At 44.2% G+C, this 24,656-nt stretch carries 23 protein-coding genes; 12 read left to right on the top strand and 11 right to left on the bottom strand.

The genetic code is table 11. The features are described from left to right. Positions 1 to 104: 104 nt before the first annotated feature. Complete coding sequence (locus ACXABW_RS15995) at positions 105 to 623, top strand: NUDIX hydrolase (RefSeq protein ID WP_252033871.1); 519 nt, start codon at positions 105 to 107, stop codon at positions 621 to 623. Between the two features lie 120 nt (positions 624 to 743). On the opposite strand, the gene ACXABW_RS16000 is transcribed toward ACXABW_RS15995, so the two are convergent. After that, positions 744 to 1,091 carry a DUF496 family protein gene (locus ACXABW_RS16000; protein ID WP_265689047.1) on the bottom strand — a complete coding sequence of 116 codons (348 nt, stop codon included), beginning with the start codon at positions 1,089 to 1,091 and terminating at the stop codon, positions 744 to 746. A 153-nt stretch (positions 1,092 to 1,244) separates the two neighbouring features. Between ACXABW_RS16000 and ACXABW_RS16005 the strand changes: the two genes are divergently transcribed. The 6 genes from ACXABW_RS16005 (at position 1,245) to luxQ (ending at position 7,466) form a co-directional block, all read left to right on the top strand. Next, on the top strand, positions 1,245 to 1,442 hold the full coding sequence (locus tag ACXABW_RS16005) for a hypothetical protein (protein ID WP_252033873.1): 198 nt from the start codon (positions 1,245 to 1,247) through the stop codon (positions 1,440 to 1,442). Between the two features lie 37 nt (positions 1,443 to 1,479). Then, positions 1,480 to 2,136, top strand: coding sequence for a YceH family protein (locus ACXABW_RS16010; protein WP_457526133.1), 657 nt, complete (start codon positions 1,480 to 1,482; stop codon positions 2,134 to 2,136). After that, positions 2,120 to 2,437 (top strand): GIY-YIG nuclease family protein, encoded by a 318-nt coding sequence (locus ACXABW_RS16015; RefSeq protein ID WP_286036695.1) that lies wholly within the window; start codon positions 2,120 to 2,122, stop codon positions 2,435 to 2,437. Before ACXABW_RS16010 ends, ACXABW_RS16015 begins: the two co-directional genes overlap by 17 nt. Positions 2,438 to 2,509: 72 nt before the next feature. After that, a complete protein-coding gene (traF, locus tag ACXABW_RS16020) occupies positions 2,510 to 3,667 on the top strand; it encodes a conjugal transfer protein TraF (RefSeq protein ID WP_457526136.1) in 1,158 nt (385 codons plus the stop codon). Between the two features lie 131 nt (positions 3,668 to 3,798). Then, positions 3,799 to 4,896 (top strand): autoinducer 2-binding periplasmic protein LuxP, encoded by a 1,098-nt coding sequence (locus tag ACXABW_RS16025; RefSeq protein ID WP_457526138.1) that lies wholly within the window; start codon positions 3,799 to 3,801, stop codon positions 4,894 to 4,896. Next, complete coding sequence (luxQ, locus tag ACXABW_RS16030) at positions 4,893 to 7,466, top strand: quorum-sensing autoinducer 2 sensor kinase/phosphatase LuxQ (protein ID WP_457526140.1); 2,574 nt, start codon at positions 4,893 to 4,895, stop codon at positions 7,464 to 7,466. The genes ACXABW_RS16025 and luxQ overlap by 4 nt, the downstream gene beginning before the upstream one ends. 27 nt (positions 7,467 to 7,493) lie before the next feature. Here the strand turns inward: luxQ and ACXABW_RS16035 are convergent, their stop codons facing one another. From ACXABW_RS16035 to yccS, 5 genes are all read right to left on the bottom strand, one after another. Further along, entirely contained in the window at positions 7,494 to 8,159 is a 666-nt protein-coding gene (locus tag ACXABW_RS16035; protein ID WP_457526142.1) for a PilZ domain-containing protein, read from the bottom strand. A gap of 155 nt (positions 8,160 to 8,314) precedes the next feature. Continuing rightward, a complete protein-coding gene (locus ACXABW_RS16040; RefSeq protein ID WP_252033879.1) occupies positions 8,315 to 9,577 on the bottom strand; it encodes a hydroxymethylglutaryl-CoA reductase in 1,263 nt (420 codons plus the stop codon). Between the two features lie 101 nt (positions 9,578 to 9,678). Further along, positions 9,679 to 9,966 (bottom strand): hypothetical protein, encoded by a 288-nt coding sequence (locus tag ACXABW_RS16045; protein ID WP_265688197.1) that lies wholly within the window; start codon positions 9,964 to 9,966, stop codon positions 9,679 to 9,681. Between the two features lie 81 nt (positions 9,967 to 10,047). Continuing rightward, positions 10,048 to 10,272 carry a hypothetical protein gene (locus ACXABW_RS16050; RefSeq protein WP_457527224.1) on the bottom strand — a complete coding sequence of 75 codons (225 nt, stop codon included), beginning with the start codon at positions 10,270 to 10,272 and terminating at the stop codon, positions 10,048 to 10,050. Between the two features lie 124 nt (positions 10,273 to 10,396). Continuing rightward, on the bottom strand, positions 10,397 to 12,553 hold the full coding sequence (gene yccS, locus ACXABW_RS16055; protein ID WP_457526144.1) for a YccS family putative transporter: 2,157 nt from the start codon (positions 12,551 to 12,553) through the stop codon (positions 10,397 to 10,399). 193 nt (positions 12,554 to 12,746) lie between these two features. On the opposite strand from yccS, the gene helD reads away from it, so the two are divergent. Then, entirely contained in the window at positions 12,747 to 14,816 is a 2,070-nt protein-coding gene (gene helD / locus ACXABW_RS16060; protein ID WP_457526146.1) for a DNA helicase IV, read from the top strand. 66 nt (positions 14,817 to 14,882) lie between these two features. Here the strand turns inward: helD and ACXABW_RS16065 are convergent, their stop codons facing one another. Then, positions 14,883 to 15,338: a methylglyoxal synthase gene (locus ACXABW_RS16065; RefSeq protein WP_252033886.1), complete on the bottom strand. Its 456-nt coding sequence runs from the start codon at positions 15,336 to 15,338 to the stop codon at positions 14,883 to 14,885. Positions 15,339 to 15,400: 62 nt separating this feature from the next. After that, positions 15,401 to 16,405 (bottom strand): TMAO reductase system periplasmic protein TorT, encoded by a 1,005-nt coding sequence (torT, locus tag ACXABW_RS16070; RefSeq protein ID WP_457526148.1) that lies wholly within the window; start codon positions 16,403 to 16,405, stop codon positions 15,401 to 15,403. 79 nt (positions 16,406 to 16,484) lie between these two features. On the opposite strand from torT, the gene torS reads away from it, so the two are divergent. Then, positions 16,485 to 19,412, top strand: a complete 2,928-nt coding sequence (torS, locus tag ACXABW_RS16075; RefSeq protein ID WP_457526150.1) for a TMAO reductase system sensor histidine kinase/response regulator TorS — start codon at positions 16,485 to 16,487, stop codon at positions 19,410 to 19,412. A gap of 81 nt (positions 19,413 to 19,493) precedes the next feature. Here the strand turns inward: torS and ACXABW_RS16080 are convergent, their stop codons facing one another. Beyond that, positions 19,494 to 20,798, bottom strand: coding sequence for an inosine/guanosine kinase (locus ACXABW_RS16080; RefSeq protein ID WP_457526152.1), 1,305 nt, complete (start codon positions 20,796 to 20,798; stop codon positions 19,494 to 19,496). Between the two features lie 166 nt (positions 20,799 to 20,964). After that, positions 20,965 to 21,438: a CreA family protein gene (locus ACXABW_RS16085; RefSeq protein ID WP_252033891.1), complete on the bottom strand. Its 474-nt coding sequence runs from the start codon at positions 21,436 to 21,438 to the stop codon at positions 20,965 to 20,967. A 421-nt stretch (positions 21,439 to 21,859) separates the two neighbouring features. Here ACXABW_RS16085 and ACXABW_RS16090 point away from each other — a divergent pair, with 421 nt between their 5' ends. From ACXABW_RS16090 to cutA, 3 genes are all read left to right on the top strand, one after another. Then, positions 21,860 to 22,366, top strand: coding sequence for a flavodoxin (locus tag ACXABW_RS16090; RefSeq protein WP_457526154.1), 507 nt, complete (start codon positions 21,860 to 21,862; stop codon positions 22,364 to 22,366). A gap of 144 nt (positions 22,367 to 22,510) precedes the next feature. Further along, on the top strand, positions 22,511 to 23,191 hold the full coding sequence (locus ACXABW_RS16095) for an HAD-IA family hydrolase (RefSeq protein ID WP_457526156.1): 681 nt from the start codon (positions 22,511 to 22,513) through the stop codon (positions 23,189 to 23,191). A 323-nt stretch (positions 23,192 to 23,514) separates the two neighbouring features. Further along, the gene (gene cutA, locus ACXABW_RS16100; RefSeq protein WP_457526158.1) at positions 23,515 to 23,841 is read left to right on the top strand and encodes a divalent-cation tolerance protein CutA; all 327 of its coding nucleotides are present in this window, start codon (positions 23,515 to 23,517) and stop codon (positions 23,839 to 23,841) included. Here cutA and ACXABW_RS16105 read toward each other — a convergent pair. Beyond that, on the bottom strand, positions 23,798 to 24,427 hold the full coding sequence (locus tag ACXABW_RS16105; RefSeq protein WP_252033895.1) for a DUF2238 domain-containing protein: 630 nt from the start codon (positions 24,425 to 24,427) through the stop codon (positions 23,798 to 23,800). The genes cutA and ACXABW_RS16105 overlap by 44 nt on opposite strands. Positions 24,428 to 24,656 lie beyond the last annotated feature (229 nt).

Below are 24,656 nucleotides of genomic sequence, written 5' to 3' on the forward strand. Positions count from 1 at the left end.
GAGAACCAAGCTCAGTAACACGGCGGCCTATAAGGTCGCCGTTTTTGCACGTGACGAACTCTCTTGTGCTAGAATCGCGACAAATTAATCAATTTGCTTTTGGTATGAGACATTTAAAAACCACGGTTCACCCTGATATTGAACACCTCGATAACCAAACGGTTTATAAACGAAATGCAGCTCGCGCTATCGTTGTCGATGGAGAAGATATCTTGATGTTGTACACCGAACGTTATCACGACTATTCAATCCCAGGTGGTGGCCTTGATGACGGTGAAGACGTGATAGCAGGAATGGTTAGAGAGCTGGAAGAAGAAACGGGCGCGCAAAACATCCACAGCATAAAGCCATTTGGCATTTTTGAAGAGTTTCGTCCGTGGTATAAAGATGACGCAGATGTCATCCACATGATTTCGTATTGCTACACCTGCAAAATCAATCGAGAACTTGGCGAGACCAACTACGAAGATTACGAGATCAAAAACGGGATGAAACCGGTTTGGATTAATATCCACGACGCGATTGCCCACAATGAAAAAACCATTGCTGAGAGCGACAAGAAAGGTATGAGCATCGAGCGAGAAACATTCCTGCTTCAGCTTGTCGCAAAAGAGATGCTATGAAATAGCTCCTTTGACATAGCACAAAAACAAAAAAGCCCGAAACTCAATGAGTTCGGGCTTTTTTCATTCAAGTGGTAAGGTGCTATAGGACCAGTCTTACCGCATCACAAACGCAAAGGGTTATTTCTTACCTTGAGTCTGTTTGTCTTCTTCTGTTAGCTCGCGAATACGACGGCTGATGTCGCGACGTGCTTTAGAGATTTCAGCACTCTTGATGATGTGGTCATCGACACGGTCTTCGTAATCCGCTTTCATGTTTTTGATGATAGCAACGATCTCGTCGTGGCTCATATCAGACTTGATGTAGTCTAGTAGGTTCTCAAGTAGATCAACACGCTTGCGGTTGTCACGAACTTTCTTTTCGTTATCTAGAAGTTCACGCTTCAGTTTGTTTTTACGACGTGCTTGGTTCACGATTTCAAATACACTACTCATAGGTTCCTTTTCCCTAGATTTATTAACTGTCAACGATTAAAGCATAACAATAGAGTCCAGAACAGTCTTAAGATCAATCCAAACGGTATCTTGACGATTTAATCATCAACTGGGCTAAATCCGTTTGTCATCTTCACTTTTATCAATATATTATGCTTGCAGTTAGAGAAGTTTGTACCACGTACTATGCAAGAATCAGAGATCATTCTTCCACCAATAGAGAATGAGAAAGTTGCCCCTTTGGTTAATGAGCGCCTACGGTTAGCTTACCAAAGTGAGAGCAAGCAATTGGAAGTCGTTGAAGTGGAATTAAGCCGTGCGAAAGTCTTCATGATTGATGAACACGGTAACATGAAAAAGGTATCACTCTTGGCAGAGCATTAAGCCCTGTGAGAGAAGCGGAATAGAAAAGGATATGAACATGACTATTGAGTTGACAGCGATTGAAGCACGTATCATTGGCTGCTTAATCGAAAAAGAAGTAACCACACCTGATTACTATCCCTTGACGTTAAATGGCCTCACAACAGCCTGCAATCAAAAAAGTAATCGAGAGCCTGTTATGGCGCTTTCGGATGCAGAAGTACAGGATGCACTGGAAGGTTTGATTGCTAAGCGTTTGGTGAGCGATGAAAGTGGCTTCAATAGTCGTGCAAGTAAATACCAACACCGTTTCTGCAACACTGAGTTTGGTGATTTGAAACTGAGTGAACAAGAGAAAGGCATTGTTTGTTGCATGCTGTTACGAGGCCCTCAAACGCCAGGGGAGCTTCGTACTCGAACTAACCGCTTGTGCCAGTTTGGTGATGTAAAAGAAGTGGAATCTGTGCTCGATGCGATGGCTTCACGTGAGTCTGGAGCGCTGGTGGTTAAACTCCCAAGGGAAGCGGGAAAACGAGAGTCGAGATACCAGCACTTATTCAGTGGTGAAGTAGACATTGAAGCATTGGCACAATATGCCGCACCTGCTGCACCAGCCGCTTCGAATACGAGACTTGATGAACTGGAGAGTGAAGTCGCTGTTCTTAAACAAGAACTGGCTGAACTTCGCAGCCTAGTCAATGACCTCACCAGCTAATATGTCCTCCAATACAGGTATTTGTGAGTGGTATGCTTACTTCGTACGAATGCCGAACAACGCGCTCTACTGCGGTATCACAACCGACGTAGAGCGTCGCTTTTCTCAGCATTGCCAAGGTAAAGGCGCAAAAGCGTTAAAAGGAAAATCACCACTCACTCTAGTTTGGAGTGAAAGTGCTGGAACGACCCGAAGTGATGCGACGAAGTTAGAGCTGTATTTAAAGCGATTACCAAAACAGACTAAGGAAGCCTTGGTTAGTGGTGAGCTGTCCTTGACGCAGGTCGTTGAAGCTAATTGATTAATTTTTATGTGGTGATTCAAAGTATGTATTAACCTTGTTTATGGGAACATAAAAAAGGTTGGTAAGGAAATGAAACAACTAACAAAATTATCAGTGGTGGTAGGGGCTTCTTTGGTGACGATGGCTGCACAGGGTGCGACCGCTGTCTCCGATGCGCGTGGTAACGGTATGGGTAATACCGGTGTCACAACAGCAGATTACCTGTTAGCTCCTTTCTACAATCCTGCACTTGTCGCGGTGTACCGGGATAGGGACAATATAGGGATACTGTTTCCTTCACTTGGCATCAATGCTCGCGATACCGATGAATCTCTAGATACTATTGACTCCCTTCAAGATTCGATCAACGAATTCGAAAACACTAATACGCCGTCTCCGGAACTCATTTCGCGGATGAACGGTTATCTGGACGATCTTGAAGATGACAAGCCGCTGGCTATTTCTGGTGGTGCAGCGGCAGCTGTGGCGATTCCATTCGATGTTGTTTCAAGTAACTTCTTTGTTCGTGGTTATGCCGAAGTTATCGCTAGCCCAGAAATATCCGAGAATACGGGAGATACCCCTTCCGCGGTAGAAACACGCTATGAAACATCTTCAGTAGATCTTATTGCATTCGGATATACCGAACTCGGCCTAGCCCTCGCAAAAAGAATGAAGCTTGGAGGTCAGGATGTGTCGTTTGGTATTACGCCCAAATTCCAACAGATGCGGACTTATAAGCAAGACATCTCTATCGAAGATTTTGACATCAGCGATTATGACCAAAGTGAAACATCTAAGAATGCGTTTAACATGGACCTCGGGGCCGTGTGGTTATACAACAACTACCGGGCGGGGGTAGTGGTAAGAGATTTGTTCTCACAGGAAATCGACACATTGGATGTCAGTGGCGTAAGTACATACCACTTAGATACACAAGTTACCTTGTCAGGCGCCTATGTACATAACCTATTTGTACTGACTACTGACTGGGACCTGACCAAACAAAAACGATTTAGTGGCGTTAATGATGATACGCAGTTCTTACGTTTTGGCGGAGAAGTCAACGCATGGGGCTGGGCACAAGCACGTATTGGTTATGAAATTGAAATGGAAGATACACTAGACGATTCCGTCACTTTTGGTGTTGGGATCAGTCCCGGAGATCTCGTAAGCTTTGATCTTGCTGGGAGTTATGCGGGAGATAATCAATTCGGTGCATCGGCTAATTTGGCCTTTACATTTTAATGACAATTGTTCATTAACTGAGCGTAAGTGGTTGGAATAAAATAATTTTGTTCCAATCACTATGACCTACGGTATTAAGCGGATAAGATAGGCTCACAACGTATAATTGGCTATTTTTCAAGAAGGCAGGAATGAATAATTTTATAAAAATATCACTGCTCACATGTTGCACACTCGCTAACTCGGCACAATCGGCTCAGGCTTTAACCGACTACTGGAGCTATCAAGATTTCCTTGATGCTTATCCACAGCAGGCTGAATTGACTCAGTCTTTAGCATCGACGGTGCGCGAGCGCCCTATCATACTCAGCCAAGAGCAGTCAGAGCCTGTTCATATTTCAGTGGTTTATCCTGGTCAGCAAATTTCCGATTATTGGGTTCGGAATATCCAGGCATTTGAAACTCGGCTGGAAAAGCTTGGTGTTCAATATCAAATTAACCAAGTATTTACTCGCCCAAATGTCGATGTTCGTCAACAGAGCTTGTCGTTAATGGAGGCGGTGAAAAACAAGTCTGATTACTTAATCTTCACGCTTGATACGACTCGTCACCGTAAGTTCGTAGAACATGTTCTTGCTGCGAATAACACAAAATTGATTTTGCAGAATATCACCACGCCACTCAGAGCTTGGGAAGACCGCCAACCTTTTATGTATGTTGGTTTTGACCACGCAACGGGTACGCGAGTGCTGGAAGATTACTACAGAGAAAAGTTCCCAGAAGGTGGGGATTACTCCGTTTTATACTTCTCGGAAGGTTACGTGAGTGACGCGCGTGGCAATACCTTTATTGAAGAAATGACTCATCATGATAAATACCAACTGAAGTCGTCGTTTTACACCAAGGCGACTCGAGAAAGTGGCTATCAGGCCGCATTGAATGCGATTGAAAAGCAGCCTGATGTATCGTTCATTTATGCGTGTTCAACTGATGTGGCTTTGGGCGCAGCAGATGCTCTAAAAGAACTCAACCGTACTGATATCGTATTGAATGGTTGGGGCGGCGGCAGTGCCGAGCTTGAAGCAATTAAGAACAACGAACTTAATGTGACTGTAATGCGCATGAACGATGACACTGGCATTGCAATGGCTGAAGCCATCAAATGGGATTTGGAAGGCAAGCCTGTACCGCAGGTATATTCAGGTGACTTTGAACTTGTGACTGCAGAAGACAGTCAGGAGAAAATAGACGGATTGAAAAAGAGAGCATTTAGGTATTCAGACCAGTGAGATTTTTGAGCGAAAAGTTAAGGCCTAAAACGAGAAACCTAGCGACACTGATTTCAAGATCGGTGTTTGTGGTGATCGCGGCATTAACACTGATAGTTTTGTTTCAAAACTATCAGGTTAGTTCACAGCTTATTTCAGAAGAAATCAAACGGACAACCAAACAGACCTCCAGCTTGGCTCAAGGGATCGTCAACTTTAAGCTCACGTCTTTACAGATTCAGCAAGACAGTTACAGCAGGAATGACACCTTGGTCAAAGCAATACGCGCCAGTCTTCAGGGGGAAATCAGTCAGTTCTTCGATAGTGTTGATGAAACGGAACCGGATTACACACCGGACTTTCGTTACATCACCATCAATAATCGGTTAATTTGGGATGACGCTAGTTACCAGTTCTATGGGATGGAAACGTCGTCTTTAGCGCAGCTGAGCCAAGATATGACATTGAGCAGTAACTGGCACATAACTCAGGTACCGTCTTCTCTAGGAGCTCGCTATATTTTGGCACGCAAGACTCCGATAGTGGATAGTGCGAGTGGTGAAGTGATGGCGACACTACATATCGGTGTTGTACTTAACAACAACTTTGGTTTGATTGAAGCATTAAAAAGGGGCAGTAACTCCGAAAATGTATTGATGCTAGTGGGTTCTCAAGTCATTGCATCAACGCTATCGAAGAAAGATGATTATACACAGCTCGATGTCATCAATCAGTTTGCAGAGCACGATAATACGTCTGCATACTTAGTCGGAGAAACTGAAATACGTATTAATGGTGTGCCGACGTATCTGTCTGTTTACACCGTGCAAAATAACGACTCTATTCTACAGTTCAAGCGACACCACTATTTTTGGATATTGACGCTTTTGGCTCTCATGAGTGTTGTTGCTGTGACCACCCGATATTGGATTCAACGTAGAGTCACCCAAGAGTTAGGCTCGTTAATGCAGTACACTTCAGATACGGTTGAAAGGCGTTATATTGAGCCGTTTAATGGCAGCAAGATCGAAGAGTTCGACCAAATTGGTCAAGCATTAGAGTTGTCCTTTAAGCGCTTGACTGAACAAGAAAAGCAATTTGAAGATCTGTTTAATTTCTCTCTTTCACCAATTCTTGTGTGGAATCGTGAAGGGCGAGTGATCAAAATGAACCCTGCGGCTCAAAAATACTTCAACGCAAGTAAAGTTGAGGACCCAACTTTCCATCAATTGGTTGAAAAGCTACTTCCTCAAGTCATGATGGCTGCACGTGGTGCGACGCTGACTGGCCTCAATATTCCTTTAAATGACAAAGTCTTTCGATGGAATTTGTCGCCAATTAGAGTTGAACATCAAACACAGCACATTCTGGCTCAGGGACAAGACATCACGTCACTTATCCTCGCTGAACAGCAAAGTGAGACTGCTCGATTAGAAGCGGAAGAATCGGCTCGCGTTAGGGCTGATTTCTTGGCTAAGATGAGCCATGAACTTCGCACACCGCTTAATGGTATTTTAGGTGTCTCCCAGTTACTTAAACGTGGGTTGAATGAGCCTGAACAGAAAGAACACGTGGACATACTTTGCAATAGTGGCGAGCACCTATTGGCGGTACTGAACGATATTCTCGATTTTTCTAAAATAGAGCAAGGTAAGTTCAATATTCAACACACTGAATTTCGTTTAATTGAAACGAACCAAGCGGTCGAAAAAATATTCTCTCCACTTTGTGACGAAAAGGGGGTCTCCTTGTCGGTTCAAACAGACTTTGAACCAGACATTATCCTCAACAGCGATCAGGTTCGTCTCAACCAAATCTTGTTCAATTTGGTAAGTAACGCGGTGAAGTTCACTCACCAAGGCTTTGTTAATGTGTTGGTTTCTTTAAAGACCGCCGATAAACAGAGCCAGTTAAGCGTAGTAGTAGAAGATAGTGGTATCGGAATATCAAAGAATAAAACGGACACGATCTTTGAGCCATTTGTTCAGGCTGAATCAACAACCACGCGCGAATATGGAGGAAGCGGCCTCGGATTGACGATAGTGAATAGTTTGGTTGACTTGCTTGGTGGTACGATCGACGTTCACAGTGAGCTGGGCCGTGGCTCTCGCTTTGAGGTGGTGATACCAGTAGATGTCGTCGATTGTCACGGTTCTCAACCCAATACCGCCAATGATGTTAACCCTGATGAACTGTTCGACAGGCAGCTTAGCGTTTTGCTGGTGGAAGACAATCACACCAATGCATTTATTGCCAAAGCATTCTGTGAGAAATATGGCATGGAGGTGACTTGGGTCCAAGATGGAATCCAGTCGATTGAAAGCGTCCAAAAACACCAATATGACCTCGTACTGATGGACAATCAGTTGCCAAATCTTGGTGGCGTTGAAGCAACACGAATTATAAAAGAAGAGCTGCAATCAGAAGTGCCAGTATTTGCCTGTACCGCCGATGGTATGCTCGACACTAAGCGAGAATTTCTTGCAGCGGGTGCCGATTATGTGTTGGTTAAACCGCTTAAAGAAAAAGCGCTATTTGACGCGTTTATGTATTTAAAATCTCATTACTTAAGCGACGATTTAGTCGAATAGCATTCTCTTACCTGTCGCACCGTTCTTTTATAGCACTGACGCATTAACCGATAGCTCCAAGATTCGTCCTTTCAGCTCATCGGTCATCTCAATTGAATGATTAAACTTGATACCAATCTTATGGCCTGATTTGGTTTTAGTAATGTTGACAATTTGATATTTAATTTCGTTACTGAAAAACGTGGTGAGGTCATTTTCAATTTCAATAACGCTCGACTTCGTCAGCTCATTTTCCCCTAAAATGAAAAGTGCACACCCGGTGAGTGAAATATCTCTCAAATACGCTTGGTACGTCTTGGTTCCTTCGGTAATGGTCGTTTCTAAATCTAAACTGTAGCGCTCGTGTGCTCTTGTTGGTTTTGAAGCAAAGCGTTGAGGTGGACGAAGAAACATTAAGTTCGCAGGTTTAGTTGTTGAAGTCAGTATGGTCGTTTTGAAGGCAATAATGTGGCCGAGTTTTGAATTGGAGATGCCACGCACGACAATAGAGACGTTATCTATAGTACGCATAACTAACGACGAGCGTACTTTCATTGGGACATCTAGGATAATGAACGCACCGTGCTTGAACCCGATCAAATGGGTGGCAAATGTAAATTGATCATTGGGGCCAAATTCAATCACCACCGAGAGTTTTAGGCCAGGAGTGAGCAATGTGTAGAGCTCGTCAATAGACTGATGAGTAGAAGGCATAGCGTGTGCTGATAGGCATATTTGTCATAATTTTAGATGGTTAAATTACCATTCGCCTACAGGGACATAAAGATGAAAGTCGGTGAAGTGTGATTCATCGCTAGACCGTTGACTTGATTTGGTTGGAGCTAGCGATGAACAGCAGAGTTAGAAAGCTATTTACGGGCGAGTTTATGGTGGGCTCTAGAAAAGTGCCCCGCACAAAACGCGCCGACAATCGACAGTTCACCCGCGAGGCAAAGCGCAGCCGCAACTTCAGCTAATGCTTGGGATTTGCCATTACCGTGTAAACCAAGAATATCCAAACAGGCTTTTTGGCTTGGGAGCCCAGTACCACCGCCAACTGTACCGACCATAATGTTTGGTAGTGTTACGCTAGCGTATAAACCACCGGATTTATTGATTTCCATCCGAGTCATACCTACTGCAGACTCAGCAACACAAGCAGCATCTTGGCCACATGCAATATAGAGCGCTGCGAGAGCATTGGCATAGTGGGCATTGATACCAATTGTACCACTTAGTGCACCACCAACCGTGGTCATTTGTCCAAATTGAACCATCTTCTCAGGCGTTGTATGTAGGTATTTTTCCACCAACTCTTTGGTTAGATGTACTTCGGCAGTGACTTTCTTACCTCGAACGCTACGAAGGGAGTGTGCGTTTGGCTTTTTGTCGCCAGACAGGTTGCCATCTAGAAATGCATAATCAGGATCAACTGGAGTGTGCTCCATAATGAACTCGAATACTGCATTGGTAGCTATTGTCACCATATTCTGTCCGGATGCGTCGCCAGTCAGGTACTCAAAAACGAGGTAGACATGGTTGCCTTCGATATTGACGTTAATATCGGTGAGTTTACCGTGCGATGTGGTTGACTCTGCAATTTGTTTGAAGGTGTCGTATTGAGTCACAACCCAAGCGACGAATTGGCCGGCTTCTTTTAAACTATGAAAAGCGAATCCGGGTGTACGTGTCACGCCTTCGTTAAGCAGCATGGCACTCGCGCCACCCGCTGCAGTGATGAGCTGAGAGCCTCGATTGTACGACGCCACTAATGCCGCTTCAGTCGTCGCTAGGGGAATCAGGTAATCTTCATTGGCGAAAAGGCCATTGACTCGAAGAGGGCCTGCCACACCAACAGGTAGCTTGACCGTACCGATAAAGTGCTCGATGTTTTTTGCGTACACTTCTTTTTGTTGCTCTGTCGTGGCATCAAGAAGTTGGCTTTTATCGGTTAAGGATTCCAAGACACTCCAGCGTTTGTCGACGTTCTTATCTGTTAGGTAGGGGCTGGGAGTAAGTCTTAGGGAAGACCTGCCTAGATTCGGGCGTAGGGTTTGTTCTAACTGGTCAGCGCTCAGTTCACCTCCAAGAAAGGAAACGTAATCGCGTTGGTGCAGGTTTAGTTTTGGCATAGTGAACCGATATTGTAACTTTGAGTTGGGATTCTACTGACTGAGTATAGAAACACAATGCTGGTGGAACGTTTTGCAACGAAATCGTCGCTAGATTTCATCTAAACATGTATATCGAGCAACGAGCCAATCATATCTTGTTCACGCTGAAGCATATTAGTGCCTATGCGATTGTAGTGTTGAGCATTTCCAAGCTTGATGAGTGGTTCATGAGAGCTAGGTAGAGGAGGAGGGGAGTCGTCATCGATCTTGTTGAACTCGAGTGATTTGTCATGCAATTCTACAGGGGCAATGGACTGCTGTTGGGCAATTTCAAGAGCGGCTTCTTCTGCCATCTTGTTTGATTGCTCAATTACTTGATAACCAGATTGGACTCCTGATACTGGCATAACGTACCTCCGCTAATAAAAGCGTAAGACGCATTTGCAATTTTCGCAAGCTGTGCTAGCAGTGACTGTAGGGCAAAGGCGCTAGTCAAATAGGCTTGTTATAAGGTTCAGCTCTTCTTCGGTTAGTACCGTTTCTTTCTCAATATCTAGAGAAGAACGAATCTCACCTTGCAGAGATCTCAACTGTTGAGGAGTTAGCAGCTTTAACTGTGTTTTCAACTGTTCAAATTGAATCGATGTCATTTGCTTGTTTCCCAAAATATGCGTAGTCACGCTATCTTGAAAGTAAGAGACAGATCCATTCATCTCGTTACCCTCGTAAGAATAAACTGAGATCATTGTATTTGCTGTAGTGCAATATTTGTCCGATTTTTGTCAATCCATGTAAGACAAACGTAAACCAAAGGTAAGATATTACCAATTTAGGCAGCTAGTTGCTTACTCGTACTGCAAACTTGCTGGCTAAAGAATGCAGCTCGGGAAGCATTCGATATATTAGGTGCAGCTGCTGCAATACCATTCTCGCCGAAGTGTCATCATCATCGCGCCATTCTGACAGGCGTTGCTCCAATGCAGGGTCAGAAAAATCAGATGTGTCGCAGTCACCACAATGATCATGGAGTTGAGTATGGAGCACCTCCAGATGTTTGTGGATCACACGGTGAGTATCCAGAACGAGTTGATGGGTCGATTCGTCTTCTATGCGCGTACGGTGGGCTCCCAGTGCTGAGATATAACTCAACAGTGCGTGATTTAGGGTGAGGAAACGGAAGCTTTCATCTACTGCGGTTCGGTAGCGCCCAGGCTCTGCTAGCATACTACTAATAGCAGCCGTTAGGTTGGCATCATTGTTGTGAGCATGTCTGCGAGAAATACGGTAGGTCAGGCTATCTTTCTTGCCAATGCGATATTGCCCAATAATCTGGCCTAAGTATGTTTTATTTGAGTCAATGGCTTCTGCCATAACCTTATGAAGTCGTTTAGACTGCCAGTCTGGCATGATGAAAACGACCGCCGCAACCGCTAGAGCGCAGCCTACTAGTGTATCGGCCAAACGAGGCAGGACAACAGCGTAACCTTCACCGAGTTGGTTAAAACAGAAGAGAACCAACAAAGTAATGAACGCAGTCGCAAAGCCATAGTTATTGATACGGAAGGCAAAGAACATGACTCCAGAGAACACGATTAAGAACAGTTGGCTTTCTTGAGATGGAAAAAAGGTCAGTAGAGGTACACCGATAAGCAGACCCGCTATGGTGCCCAAAACACGAGCCGTAAGCTTCTGTCTTGTCGCGCTATAGTTAGGTTGGCAGACAAATAAGGTGGTCAGTAGAATCCAGTATCCCCTTTCAATATCAAATCCTTGTATGATTCCGTAACCGGCCGTGAGCGCAATCGACATTCTAACGGCGTGCCTAAAGAGCATAGAGTCTTTGCTGAAGTTAGCTCTAATCCGCTGCCACATTGCTTTTAGGGTATGCGCATCAGTGTCATCGAGTACGTCTTCTTCAAGTCTGTGTACGTCTGGGTTGTTCACATTGTTGAGGAGTTTTTCTACCGTCGCTAAATTGTTAAACAGATAATCAAGCTGAGCCAGAGAACCTCGTATTTCACTGGAACGGTGATGCTGCAAATGCTCTAGAGAAAGTTGCAGCTCGTCCAAAGCCATGATTGAGTCTTCAGTATGCTGATACTCTTTTCCAAGGCGAATGGAATAAGCAATCTCTCGACATGCCTTGGCTTGTGTCTCGAGTAGATACTTGAACCTAAACATCACATCTGAACGTTGGAAGTTTTGAGCGAGCTCTTGATAGCGATAGTGGCTTGAACTGACACGCTCGTGGATATCCTGCGCAAGAAAGTAAATATTCAAGAAACGGTCACTGGCACCGTCGATGTGCCCACGCTTTGAGCGAGTGAGTAGCGTCGCTTTACATAGGTTCAGGGCTGTTACGGTCGCGGCATTTAATTTGGCTTCAGCAATTCGGTGAGGTTGAGGTACAAGGTCTGAAACAGGGTGGAACAGATTGCTTTTCGATTCGAGGTAATTGGCTAGCTGCAAAAATACATTCGCTAAGCTCTGTTGAACGGGCTGCATAGGCCAAAATATATGCCAAATCATGGACATGAAGTAGTACCAGCTTGCCCCAGTGAGCAGCATTAAAGGCTGGAACCATAGATTGGTGCTTTCGTGTGCACCGAGCATGGCATAAATCGCGATTAGCAAAGAGCCAAATGCAATGCTTGCGTAGCGTGGGCCAATAGCACCGAGCATGATGAAACCAAAAGTAGAGGCAAATAAGCCTAAAGCAAACAATATTGGTGTGCTAAATAAAAACTCGATCGAAAAAGAGGCGATGCCAAAACAGATTAAAGTGATGATGAGAGATTTTAATCGCCCAGTAAAACTATCGTCACTCTCGGCAAGTGCTGCGGCGATGACGCCAAGAATCAATGGAATAATGAGAGTATTGAGTTGGTAGTACCAAGCCGGAACCACAACCCCCAGAAGGGTGATTACAATCAGGATGCTATAGTTTATCGTTTTGTTTGCCCAGTATAGGCGTAACTGATTCGAAAGTGGCACGCGGGTTCAACTCATAACAAAAAAATGAGTGTAGCAGACTTTGCATCTAACTTTCTGACACAGATACAGAAAAGGTGCCGAATGCTTACTAATTGGTCACTCACTTTCTTGACAAAAACTTATCATAATGAGAAACCATTCATATATACTGCTATCCAGCTACCCACTAATAAAAACAACAGGCTAAATTCCAATGCAGCTGAGTGCTAATAAGACTGCACAGTATCTTATTCAAAACGAGTATCACCAAGTTAACCTTGAACCGGCTCTTCTTATTCTCTCTTCGGGTATAAGTGAAGAGCATATTCCTTTCCATGTCTGGAACGGGCATGTCACGCTCAAACGTGGGCTATTTTGGGGGAGTATTCAGTTCTTCGCACATGAAGAGGAGGGTGTTCAACAGTCTTGGATGGTTCAAGGCCTGCCATGGGAGCGCTGCCGAGAATTTGCGCGAGTTGCTGTCGCGAGTTATCAAAAGTGGCACAACCATCAATGTGAACAGCTTCATCAGTATTTGCCTAACTGGGAGCAAGAGCTCGAGCGTCTCATTAAATTACCGACTTTTTTGTCGCATTCTCAGATCAATAACTGGTACAGCTCTATTTCAAATGACTTTGAAACCATGGGGATGAGCCTACTTGAAGCAAGCCAACGGATGCCGGCTCGAATTCAAGCTCTTGAACCTTGGCTTATTGAAAGCGATAAGGTTTTAGCTGAACGCAATAAAGCTTGGATCGCCAATGAGCTTGGTAATTGGGAAGTGTTATTCAACCAAGTAGAGTCATCGCCACTGAATGCGTCTCAGCAGCACGCTGTACTTCTTAATGATGACAATAACCTAATCCTCGCTGGGGCTGGCTCTGGTAAAACTAGCGTGCTTACAGCCCGTGTTGCTTATTTACTTCAGAGCCACCTTGCGCAAGCAGAAGATATTCTGATGTTGGCATTTGGCCGAGAGGCCGCTGGAGAAATGTCCCAACGCTTGAACGATAAAGTCGGTCTGGCAGCAGAAAGTATTCAGGTGAACACCTTTCACCAACTTGGCCTAAAGATACTCAATGATGTAGAAAAGGAACCCGTCACCATTTCGCCAGTGGCGTTGGACGACAAGTTAAGACAAGCTTGGTGTATTGATTGGCTCAAGAAGCACTGGATGACGCCAACAAGCTTTAAGCGTTGGCAGAAGCACTTATCTCAATGGCCTATTGCATATTTGGCCGGCGATGACGAGCTTGGGAGTCACGTAGAAAACCCTAAGCTGATCGCTTGGTTGGAAAAGCAGATGATGCAGTTGGCGGCGGTTGGATTAAACAAAAAACAACTGCAAGAGCGCTTAGTGTCACACCCTGAATATACGCGTTTGAATAGTGAAATCGCATTAGTATGGCCATGTTATCAAGCTTGGCAGCAGATGCTAAAAGACGAGAAACACATTGATTTCAATATAATGATCAATCGTGCGACCCAACACGTGAAGAAAGGTAAGTTTAAATCGCGTTGGCGATACATCATGATTGACGAATATCAGGATATTTCACCGGATCGTTTGGCACTAGTGGAAGCACTATGTGAGCAAAACCGAGAAACGGATCCTTGCGTATTATTTGCAGTGGGTGATGACTGGCAGTCTATTTATCAATTTGCTGGTTCGGATGTCGACCTTACCACTGGTTTTGAGCAGCGTTTTCCACACTCTACGGTGCATTACTTGGATACGACATACCGATTTAATGACAAAATTGGTGAAGTGGCGAATCGTTTCATTCAAGAAAACCCTGCACAGCTAGAAAAGCAACTAAACAGCTACAAACAAAAGAAGCAGAAGTCTGTATCTCTAGCTCCTACAAGCCGTATTGAAAAAATCCTCGATCAGCTCAATCGCAGTGCGAAGTCATCGAAATCCGTATTGCTATTAGGCCGTAATCATTATCACTGCCCTGAGTTATTGGGTGAGTGGCAAAAGAGTTTCTCGATGTTGTCGCTCGAGTTTATGACCTGTCATGCGAGCAAAGGTAAAGAAGCTGACTTTGTTATTATTCTTTCTGTTGATGAAGGGCAGTTCCCTTCAAGGGTGAAAACATTGCATCTAGATGGAGCATTGACTAAGTCGGATGATGATTACCCTTATGCAGAAGAAAGACGCCTATTTTACGTGGCGATGACTCGTGCCAAAGAGAAGGTGTGGATCCTACATAACGGTAGTGGTTCTAGCTTTGTGAAAGAGCTTGCCGATAATGATTATCCGGTCGCTAAGCTCAAATAACTTGCATCAAAAGAAAACACCCCGCTTTTGCGGGGTGTTTTGCTTTTCAACCTAGCGACTCGATACTTATGTACGCTCAGCGAGGTAAGCTTCGTAATCAGGGATTTCGATATCCACCTCTTGTTCAACCAGTGGGGACTCAAACAAAAACTTCGCTGTAGCACGGTTAGTTGCGACAGGAATGTTCCATACACTGGCGATACGAAGCAAGGCTTTAACATCAGGGTCGTGCGGCACAGCATTAAGCGGGTCCCAAAAGAAGATCATCATGTCAATCTTGCCTTCAGAGATCAGCGCGCCCAATTGCTGATCGCCGCCCATTGGGCCACTGATCATGCTCTTGATTGCTAAGCCTGTCTCTTTACTAAGCATGTTACCCGTCGTTCCGGTAGCGTATAAAAAGTGACTTTGTAACTTCTCTTTATTCTCTTTCACCCAGCGTAGCAGTTCAGGCTTACAATTATCGTGAGCGACCAAAGCCACATGTTTATGTGCTGGCATGGTGCGTGTTGTTTTTTGCATGTACGTTCCTAATGTTTCAATCAATTTTAATTCTTTGTTTATCAATAACGAAAAATGCGGCACTAATCAATCAGGTTAACCTCAAAAGTTGGCCTGTACTCGGAAGGAGAGAGGGAATCTGCAATGACACTCGGTTTTAATTTATTCGGAGTAAGGGGTTCAATGATTGGTGCTTGTGCGAACTCATAGGGTTGGTTGTTCAAGTATTGGTATGCTTGACGAACTGAAAGGCGCCCTTGTTTGACCATTTTATCCGTTGGAGCAAACTCGACTCGTTTACGCAGCAGGCCGCGGTATACACCGTGACTGAGGTAAGTCGATATCAATGAGATTTTCTGAGATTTTCCAGCAGTGCGAAGTTCGCTAATCGCTGCTTCGATAGCAACGGCACTGCCAACAATATACTTCACTTCGTGACCATCAATGACCTTTTGAACTAGGTTACGCTGCAATTCTTTATCGTTATCCGCCCAATAGGTTTCCACGACATTAATGTCACTGCCTTTTATCGCTCGATGAAAACCTTGAATAACCGGTTTGGTTCCCCCCCGAGATACGGGGCCAGGCAACAAAGCAATGTTGGTTATCCCTGAGCCTTTAGGGTGCTTTTCTGCCATGTATTGGCCAACTAGGTAGCCCATCCAGTACCAATCAACACCCACTTCACCTTTGAGTGAAGCCTGGTTAGCTTTCCCCACTTCTAGATGGTTCACACTTGCAAAAAGCGGGGTATTACCAATCAGTTCAGGAAGATCATTTTGATAGATATTCGGAGCGACGGTACCCAATACTATGGCATCTGCTCCCCACTGAGTGCAGCGCTTCAGCTGTTCCCGTTGCTTGTCGTGGTTAGGGTAGCCGCCGGACTCGAATACTTGGAGCTGTATACCAAGCTTACGAGCTTCATCGACCATGCCGTAGTTCACTGACAACCAATATGAGTCTTTTAAATGAGGGTAGATAGCACACAGCTTGTTGTCGTCTGCATGTGCAACGCCGGTTAACCCAGTTATTAAGCCAAGTAGTGTTATACGTTTGAACTTAGAAAGCATATTAGATGTGCTCATGGGTAATTCAGTGGCATATTGACGGTAAACACTGCAGAATATATCGGATTCTGTTTCAGTAAAGAAGTGAAGTTTTCATATGTTGTTGGCGAAGGCCAGTATAGGTCGAAAGTTACTGTTCGCTTTTTTGGCGATGGCATTACTTGTCTTGTCATCGGCATTGATCGGTGTATTTGGTTTTTCTTCGGTTGCGAAAACGGAGCGCAACGTGGTGAACTTTGCCATCCCTTCAATGATTGAAGCGCGCCAAGTATCTGAACTCAGTGCACGAATTATTGCCTCTGTTCAGGTACTGTCTAATGCTCGAACCGAAGATGAAAGGCAAGAGTCGGGAAAGTTGCTATTTGCCCAGCTTGAATCACTACTCACCCATATCAAACAACTCGGAGCGTACTCTTTCGACTCTGACCTGCTGGCCAAACTCGAGCGAGACGTTCAAACCATTATCGATACGTTGGCTGAGCTTGGCTTGACCGTTGAGCAAAGGCTGAACTTAGACGATGAACTCGCGACTCGGGTAGCGCAGATGCGTGCCCTTGCAACGGAGCTTGAACAACTTACCCGTACCCAAGTACTCAATACCAGTACTGTTGCAGTCGCTAACGTGACCCATATTTATGACTTACTCGAAGAAAAGCAGCTAGACAGTGCTTATCAAGCTTTGGATACGTTAGTCGAGGTCGATCTCGACCTTTCTGAACGTCTACACGAGCTGCACTTACTCGCATTCACTATGCTAAACCAAATCGAAGAAACTCAAACGGTGACGGATGCGAATCGTATTGAGGCAATTCGGAAAGAGTTTAAATCCAACTTGAGCATTATGCAGCGTAGGGCGACCGCTGTTGAAGACCCAACGCGATCTCAGCAAATGACCGTGTTGTTAAATGAATTGGCTGAACGGGCGAGCGTGTTTAATGTTCTGGAAGAACGGCATAACAACGAGCAAAACTCCCAAACGTTAATGCAAAACACGCTTGTTCAATTTGCAGACTTAAACAACACCGTAAATCAATTGGTTGATGATTCCAATTCGACCACGACAGCCGCAGTTGAAGAACTGAAAACGACTCTCGATTACGCTCAAGTTACACTCGTTGTACTGAGTATGTTTGGTCTTATTATTGTGGCTGTGATCGTGTGGCGAGTGGTTTACGTGCAAGTGGTAAGCAGATTGGCTGAGTACTCAGCGGCTTTGCTATCTGTGGCTCGTGGTCAGCTAGATGTGGATATCTCAGTAAAAGGCAGCGATGAGCTTGCTCATATGGGGCAGGCGATAGTAACAGCTAGAGATACAGCCAGTGCCTTGAAAGTGACTGCTGAAAGTGAAGCGAAAGCGAAGAAAGAGCTTCAAGAGCACAAGGAACACTTAGAAGAATTAGTCACGGAACGCACTCAACAACTTGAGCAGAGTAATACCAAGCTTAACCAAGAAGTGCTGAATCACGCGAAAGCTAGAAGCCAAGCAGAGCAAGCTAACCGCGCAAAATCGGCTTTCTTGGCCACCATGAGTCACGAGATTCGTACACCGATGAATGGTGTGTTGGGTACCGCACATTTGTTACAAGACTCAGGCCTGAATCATCTGCAAAGTCACTATGTCAACGTGATCAACAGAAGCGGAAATACCTTGCTCGCTATCCTCAACGATGTACTCGATTACTCAAAGATTGAAGCAGGGCATTTAGCCATTCGTCCGGTTAACTTTAACCTTCATTCTATGGCCGATGATACCTACCAATTGTTACTAGGTAGAGCAACCGAGAAAGGGATAGACCTTAATCTGCAAATTGAAAGTGATGTGTCCAAGTTCTGGCTGGGCGATGTGACTCGAATAAGCCAAGTGCTCAATAACTTAGTGGGAAATGCCATTAAGTTTACAGACGAAGGCTATGTCGATATCTACATTAGCCTTGATCCAGATAATGAAGACATTGTGGTTTTTGAAATTTCAGATTCGGGGATCGGTATTGCAGAATCCGAGCAGGCGGCATTATTTGATGCCTTTACACAAGCATCGGGCGGTGTCGGAGCAAAAGGTGGGACTGGGCTGGGCTTGGCTATCAGCAAGCGACTTGTTGAAGCTATGGAAGGTGAGCTAAGTTTTCGCTCCGTAGAAGGAGAGGGGAGCCAATTCATTGTATCAGTACCACTTACTATAGGTGAGGAGTTACAAGAGGCCACTGAAGCTTTAGAGATTGATTTACTTACCGCTAACGTACTGCTGGTGGAGGATAATCCGGTCAATAGCATGGTCGCTGAGGGCTTTTTACATAGCCTTGGCCATAGTGTGACAACCGCGGAGAGTGGTGAATCTGCTTTAAAAGTAGCGAAAAATGGTGTCTTTGATATTGCGCTTCTTGATATCAATCTACCTGACTGCAGTGGCGTTGAGCTTTTGAATCAGTTGAGGGAACTTCATCCATCTTTGCCTATGTATGCGGTATCTGCGCATGTCTTTAACGAGGAAGTTGAAAGCTACTTGGCGTCTGGCTTTGATGGTTTTCTACCAAAACCGTTAGATAAGCGAGCGCTTTCAAAAGCGATTCAAAGCGAGCTAACTGGGGGAACACCAATTGAGATGGCGCCGTTTGCGAGTGAAGACAAAACCTTGTTGAGTCTCGACCCGAGCAATGAGTTGTCAGATGGAGTGTGTTCGCTTGTCGATAACGAGCTACTTGATGAAAAAGTGCTGAACAGGGATATTGAGGTCCTTGGAGTGGATAAAGTACGCCAAATCGTAGAATTGTTCGAGGTTGGCGCTAAAGAGAGTGTGACAGCGCTAGAGCAGGCTGCAGCAGAGCAAGATCATCAATCTGCTAAAGCACATGCCCACAAACTAAAAGGTTCAGCTTCCAGTCTGGGCTTAACGCAGTTATATATGGTATGTAAATCCATCGAGACCAGTACTAACCCTGTTACTGAATACTTCAATAATCAAGCGCTCCTAAACGATCTGGTCACTTCATCGTATGTTGCTTTGATTAGGAGTTATCAATCCCAATAAGACCAACAACGAATGGATAGCTAGATTACAAAATAGAAAAGGCTGCTATTGGCAGCCTTTTCAGTTCAATAACAAGATAGCTTAACGATCCCAATACGCTTCTTCTAAGCTGTCTTCTCGTTCTGGGAGTGCGCGAGAAAGTCGAGGAGAGTGCTGAGTTAACACTTCATAACTTACGCGGTTAGCGTACTTACACACTTGCGAGAGTGAAGAGTAAGTTAAGTACGGTTGGTCATGCTTAGACGAGTTTGGCACGTTCGTTTCATGATAACTATTTGCTGCCATATCATGCAGTAATGCAGATAGAGCGCCATCACCAGCACCATTTGTATTCTTGATTTCTAATGGACCGCCTAGGTAAGGGCCTATATGTGAGTACACCTTGGTCGGGGTCTTACATTCAGACTTACGCATTGCTCGGCTAAATTCATATTTATTGAATTCAGGAATGTTACCTGGCAACAGAGGTAATTCAGTTTCGCGTTTTGCAGAGTCTTCAACGTAACCAGCCATGTATAGGCCAATTGGTCCGGCAGTACACAACACTAGATCAACCCACTCAAGTGCCTTGTCTGCAGCTAATAGAGGATCTTTCTCACCAGTCAGTGATTCACCTTCTTCTTCGTTCATTGCGACAACGGTAATGTTTTCTTTGATGTAGTCTTGCCACCATTTTTCGTTGCCCTCAATGACCCACTTGGTCCCTAGAGTCAGTACAACAGGAACATTTTTAGATTTGGCAATCTCAATCGCACGAGCGACGGCTTGAGGCATAGGGTCTTCAGGCTTACCACGCATTAGGTAAGATGAAACCACTAGCGCTGATGCTTTATCGAACACCTCTTCAGACACACTGTCTGGGCGAAGTTTATTCATGTGGCCTTCATTGATAGCAAATGTACGTTCACCATCTTCTGAAATCAGGGTGTAGCAACGGCCGATAGGACCATCCACCATTTGTAGGTGGTTTAGGTTCATCCGTGAAGAAGTTCGACATAGATAACGATAAGCGTAAGAGCCTACTTCTACATTCTTCGACATTACGCCAAGTAGCACTGATTTACTGTCTGCAAGCACCGAATAGTTGTGCAGTGTGTTACCGATTGTGTCACCTGGATGCTGGTGAGTAATCAGTCCACGCTCGACGAGTTCTTCGTAAAGAGCGTTCGCTTTACTTTCTTCTAGGACTAATGAATGTCCTTTGCTGAGTTCGTACTTTTCTAGGAACTCATTGCCTACACGAGCTTCAATATCAACAATCGTTTGCCCAACGCCAACAATAATAGGGCGATGTAACTTGGGTGTTTGCTGTATTTGATTGACCAATGGGTCACGAGCATGAGTAGGGAAGTAGTGCTTAGATTTACGCTGTCCAGGGAACTTCATGTGAAAACGGGTAGTTGAGAATTTTCCTGCATAATATCACATAAATGTTATATGGCTTTCATTTAAATTACATAAAAACGTGTTTTATAACGCGAGGTGACAGTGCGCTTGTTTGAGTTTTAAGCAGAATCAAAAGAGGAGCCTAACTCAGCTCCTCTCTTTTAATTTATTTTACCGATTCAGGTTGGTCCACGTAGGCTTTAGTACCCCACAGCGGGACGGTTGATAGACTGTGCTTAAAGCTACCTTCAGTTTCTTTTGTTGTGTAAGACAGGTACAGCAAGGCTTGGTTTTCAGCATCGTAGATACGACGTACTTTCATTGTTTTAAAGAAAATACTCTTAGATTGCTTAAAGACCACCTCACCGGATTTGCTTTTGTCAATTGATGCAATCATCTCCGGTGTGATATCGCCAGTTTGTCGGCAAGAGATAGAGCTGTCACTTGGATCGGAGAGGCTCAGGTTTGCTTCAACAGAAGCAATATGACAAGTAACCCCCGGTATTTTCTCATCGTCTAGGTTGGAAATTTTAATGTCTTTCAACGTAAAAAATCCAAGGCTTACGTCGCCTACTTCTTTGTTGTCACAACCGACCAAAGCGAGTGTTAAAGCAGATAGTACAGCGATTTTCTTCATCATATTATTAACCTAAATCCTTAATGTTCAGACTAGTGTATACCCAAGTGACTTCAAGATGAAGGATTCAGAGCGTTATCACTGGTTCAAGTTCAAGACAAATGGCTCAGCGGAATAACGGGTTCTTTCCAAGGCATTTAACGTAGAAATTGAGCCAGTGATACGCTCCCAAAGGGCGAGTTTGCCTAGCTCGCACACGTTGTTAACGATCCTCAATTTAGAACGACTAGATTGTCTGAATCGTTGCCGCGTTTGCAAACTAGGCAATTCTCGCTGAACTACGCATCTTGAGGTTACTTGGGTATATACCTATCTGTTATTGATGTACCAGATTCATAACAACAAATTGCAAAATCTGAAATAGCGCTTGTGGGGGTGACAGCGCATCGCTATGCTTGTGCTAACTTCTACAACGGACGTATTTATGTCTACTCCTGAGATTGCACGACTAAAGAACAACTGGCTCTTCGATCACGTCAACGTGAAATTCCCTACTAAAGAAAGCTTACAAGGTAAGGCGCTCTATCAAGCGCGAATGGATACCGCGACCTATGAGCATTACTTAGAAGTAGGCGAACAACCAAATGGATTTTCTTTAGACGATATATACCTCGTCGACTTTCATCGTTTAACAGTAATGTTTGCGTTACTGCAAGGGCAACAATGGGGCAGTGAAGAAGAAAAGTCTGCAATTTTGGAATTTTTTACTCAAATCATTTTCTCTCCCCCTTGCGATTTATTTGTTGGCTTTAAAGATGGGCAACCTTTCTCAACTGCGATCGTAACCAAACATCATTCAATAGCGTTGGTATCGGATGTTTTCTGTCTGGGAGAAGCTAGTGATAAGCATTGCTTTGTTAGCGCTGTTTTGTCGAAAGCAAAAGTGAGCGCAAGCGACTACGATGAAATATTGATAGAAGTGGTTGAGTAATCTCTCTATATCATTTGAACAAATAGTGATTTAACGTCGATTTTCGTCGATTTATTCGAGTAAGTTCTTAGTACTGTTAACCAGATCGTATTCAAACGGATCTTATTTAATATGATGAAGTAAGTCATATGGATGAGGCGAGCTATGAATAATCCGATTAAATGCGTTATTTTTGATTGCGATGGAACGCTTGTCGACAGTGAAATACTTTGCTGTCAGGCGCTGGTGAATATTTTTAATCGACTCGGTGTTCGTTACTCTTTGTCAGAGGCGACTAACCGTTTCGAGGGAGGAAAACTGGCCGATATTCTTGCTTCTGCCAGTCAAGATGCTGGGGTGAGTATTCCTCTCGACACTCTTGAACCGCTTTACCGTGAGGAAGTAACTCGCCTATTTGAGTTGAATTTGAAACCCATGCTTGGTGCGCGTGATTTGCTCGAGTTTTTGATGGCCAATCGAATAGACTTTTGCGTGGCATCGAATGGCCCGCGAAGCAAAATCATTCATTCACTCAAGCTTACCCATTTAGAACAGTATTTTACCGGCAATGTCTTCTCTGCATTTGATACCAATAGCTGGAAACCTGAGCCCGATCTCATCCGATATTCAGCAATGAATATGGGGTATACGCTTTCTGAATGTGTTTACGTTGATGACACGTTAAAAGGTGTGGAAGCGGGTATCCGCGCTGGAGTGAAAACGTTTCAACTAGTCAACTCTAGTACAAGCTCTATCTACGATGATGTTGAAACGCTTCCTGATTTACCGTCACTTCAGCACTGGATCAGTGCACAGCACAACTTATTGAATGTATCGCTGGGGTAGTGACGGTTGGTAAGGGGTGAATGGCTTGTTGGATGTGTGGTACTTGTTCAAGAAAGGAACCGCAGTGTGCACACAGCAGCGTGTTGTTATCTTCAGAGATTAAAAACTCATCGGATGTACATAATGGACAGCACGATGGGATGTCTTTTTCAGAATTATTATATTTCATATTTTTGTCTCAGCAGCTAAAAGCACTACAGTTGTAGTGCGTTCTTTCATCTTAGCCTAAGGGGCAAATGGATGAATCATAACCGCAGTTTTCATGCTAACTTTGAGAAGCATTTCATAGTATTTTGACGTTTTTGACGGAAAGAAGGTAATCAATGAGCAGCGATTGTGTGTATAGCATGGTATTAACCACAACCAATTCTGTAGAAAGTGCGGCTGACATTACCGCTTACGTCCTAGAGAATAAACTCGCAGCCTGCATTCAGCAGTTGGAAATCAAAAGTAGCTACATTTGGAACGGTGAAGTGTGTTGTGATGCTGAATTTTTATTGGTGATAAAAACTCAGCACTTTCTTTATCAACAGTTAGAGTCGGCGTTGCTAAGCCGACACCCTTATGAGGTACCTCAAATCGTCGAGGTACCATTTATCGATGGTTTTAACCCTTACTTAAGCTGGATTCAGAGCAATACCAGTCAGTAGAACGTTGTACCCGCATGATCAATAGCGCGACCAATGCGCCTGTTGTGTCGCACAACATGTCTTTTTGCGCATCCCAAATATCGCCTTGGGAGCCAAGGAAAGCGATTCCTTCATCACCACCGGCAATGGCCGCATACCACCACTCAATTATCTCGTACGCTGCAGCAACGCTCATTATGGCAAACAGGCCGAATAAACTTGCAAATACTGGCTTTGCGACTTTTTTCTTGATTAATACTTCGGCGATTGGGTAGGCATATAGCCCGATAGAGAAGTGGGCGACTCTATCAAAGTTATTACGCTCAGAACCAATAACATGATTGAACCAATCGAATGGCACTTCCGCAAAGGTATACTTTGCACCGATGGTGTGTAAGCACAACCAGATAAACATCATCACTAAAGCCGTTTTACTGAATTCGACTTTAGTGGATACCCATGCAATGACGCCTAGGATGGCTACAGCAGGAATGATTTCCGCGATCCATACTGCGCGAGAAGCAGGCGAGATTGCAGAGAATAGAAATACAGCAGTATAGAAAAGTAGCAATACATTGAAGGTCAATCTATTTGAGTTGGATGACATGGTCTTCACCTTAAATTTGCGTTTATCAAAGTCATGTTACTTGATAATGAACACTGTTCAATACTTTATTTGTCGAGGTTAGACAGTTTCGCCTTAAAGTAACCGAATATGTTGAAAGATGAATATTTGGCACAATAATGTCCAAACGGCGAGTAAGCATTTCATTAAAGTTTGATTTACATATGACTCACTTTTAAAATTATGCGTTCAATTAAATAACTATAAAAGT

The organism is Vibrio paucivorans, assembly GCF_054053395.1.

Coding starts and splice junctions, on each gene's coding strand:
- cutA (WP_457526158.1), top strand. CDS start 23,515: ATGAGCAGCGATTGTGTGTATAGCATGGTATTAACCACAACCAATTCT.
- ACXABW_RS16025 (WP_457526138.1), top strand. CDS start 3,799: ATGAATAATTTTATAAAAATATCACTGCTCACATGTTGCACACTCGCT.
- ACXABW_RS16065 (WP_252033886.1), bottom strand. CDS start 15,338: ATGCAAAAAACAACACGCACCATGCCAGCACATAAACATGTGGCTTTG.
- helD (WP_457526146.1), top strand. CDS start 12,747: ATGCAGCTGAGTGCTAATAAGACTGCACAGTATCTTATTCAAAACGAG.
- ACXABW_RS16040 (WP_252033879.1), bottom strand. CDS start 9,577: ATGCCAAAACTAAACCTGCACCAACGCGATTACGTTTCCTTTCTTGGA.
- ACXABW_RS16080 (WP_457526152.1), bottom strand. CDS start 20,798: ATGAAGTTCCCTGGACAGCGTAAATCTAAGCACTACTTCCCTACTCAT.
- ACXABW_RS16050 (WP_457527224.1), bottom strand. CDS start 10,272: ATGAATGGATCTGTCTCTTACTTTCAAGATAGCGTGACTACGCATATT.
- ACXABW_RS16005 (WP_252033873.1), top strand. CDS start 1,245: ATGCAAGAATCAGAGATCATTCTTCCACCAATAGAGAATGAGAAAGTT.
- ACXABW_RS16095 (WP_457526156.1), top strand. CDS start 22,511: ATGAATAATCCGATTAAATGCGTTATTTTTGATTGCGATGGAACGCTT.
- torS (WP_457526150.1), top strand. CDS start 16,485: ATGTTGTTGGCGAAGGCCAGTATAGGTCGAAAGTTACTGTTCGCTTTT.
- ACXABW_RS16105 (WP_252033895.1), bottom strand. CDS start 24,427: ATGTCATCCAACTCAAATAGATTGACCTTCAATGTATTGCTACTTTTC.
- traF (WP_457526136.1), top strand. CDS start 2,510: ATGAAACAACTAACAAAATTATCAGTGGTGGTAGGGGCTTCTTTGGTG.
- ACXABW_RS16045 (WP_265688197.1), bottom strand. CDS start 9,966: ATGCCAGTATCAGGAGTCCAATCTGGTTATCAAGTAATTGAGCAATCA.
- ACXABW_RS16085 (WP_252033891.1), bottom strand. CDS start 21,438: ATGATGAAGAAAATCGCTGTACTATCTGCTTTAACACTCGCTTTGGTC.
- ACXABW_RS16010 (WP_457526133.1), top strand. CDS start 1,480: ATGACTATTGAGTTGACAGCGATTGAAGCACGTATCATTGGCTGCTTA.
- ACXABW_RS16035 (WP_457526142.1), bottom strand. CDS start 8,159: ATGCCTTCTACTCATCAGTCTATTGACGAGCTCTACACATTGCTCACT.
- ACXABW_RS15995 (WP_252033871.1), top strand. CDS start 105: ATGAGACATTTAAAAACCACGGTTCACCCTGATATTGAACACCTCGAT.
- ACXABW_RS16090 (WP_457526154.1), top strand. CDS start 21,860: ATGTCTACTCCTGAGATTGCACGACTAAAGAACAACTGGCTCTTCGAT.
- torT (WP_457526148.1), bottom strand. CDS start 16,405: ATGAGCACATCTAATATGCTTTCTAAGTTCAAACGTATAACACTACTT.
- ACXABW_RS16015 (WP_286036695.1), top strand. CDS start 2,120: ATGACCTCACCAGCTAATATGTCCTCCAATACAGGTATTTGTGAGTGG.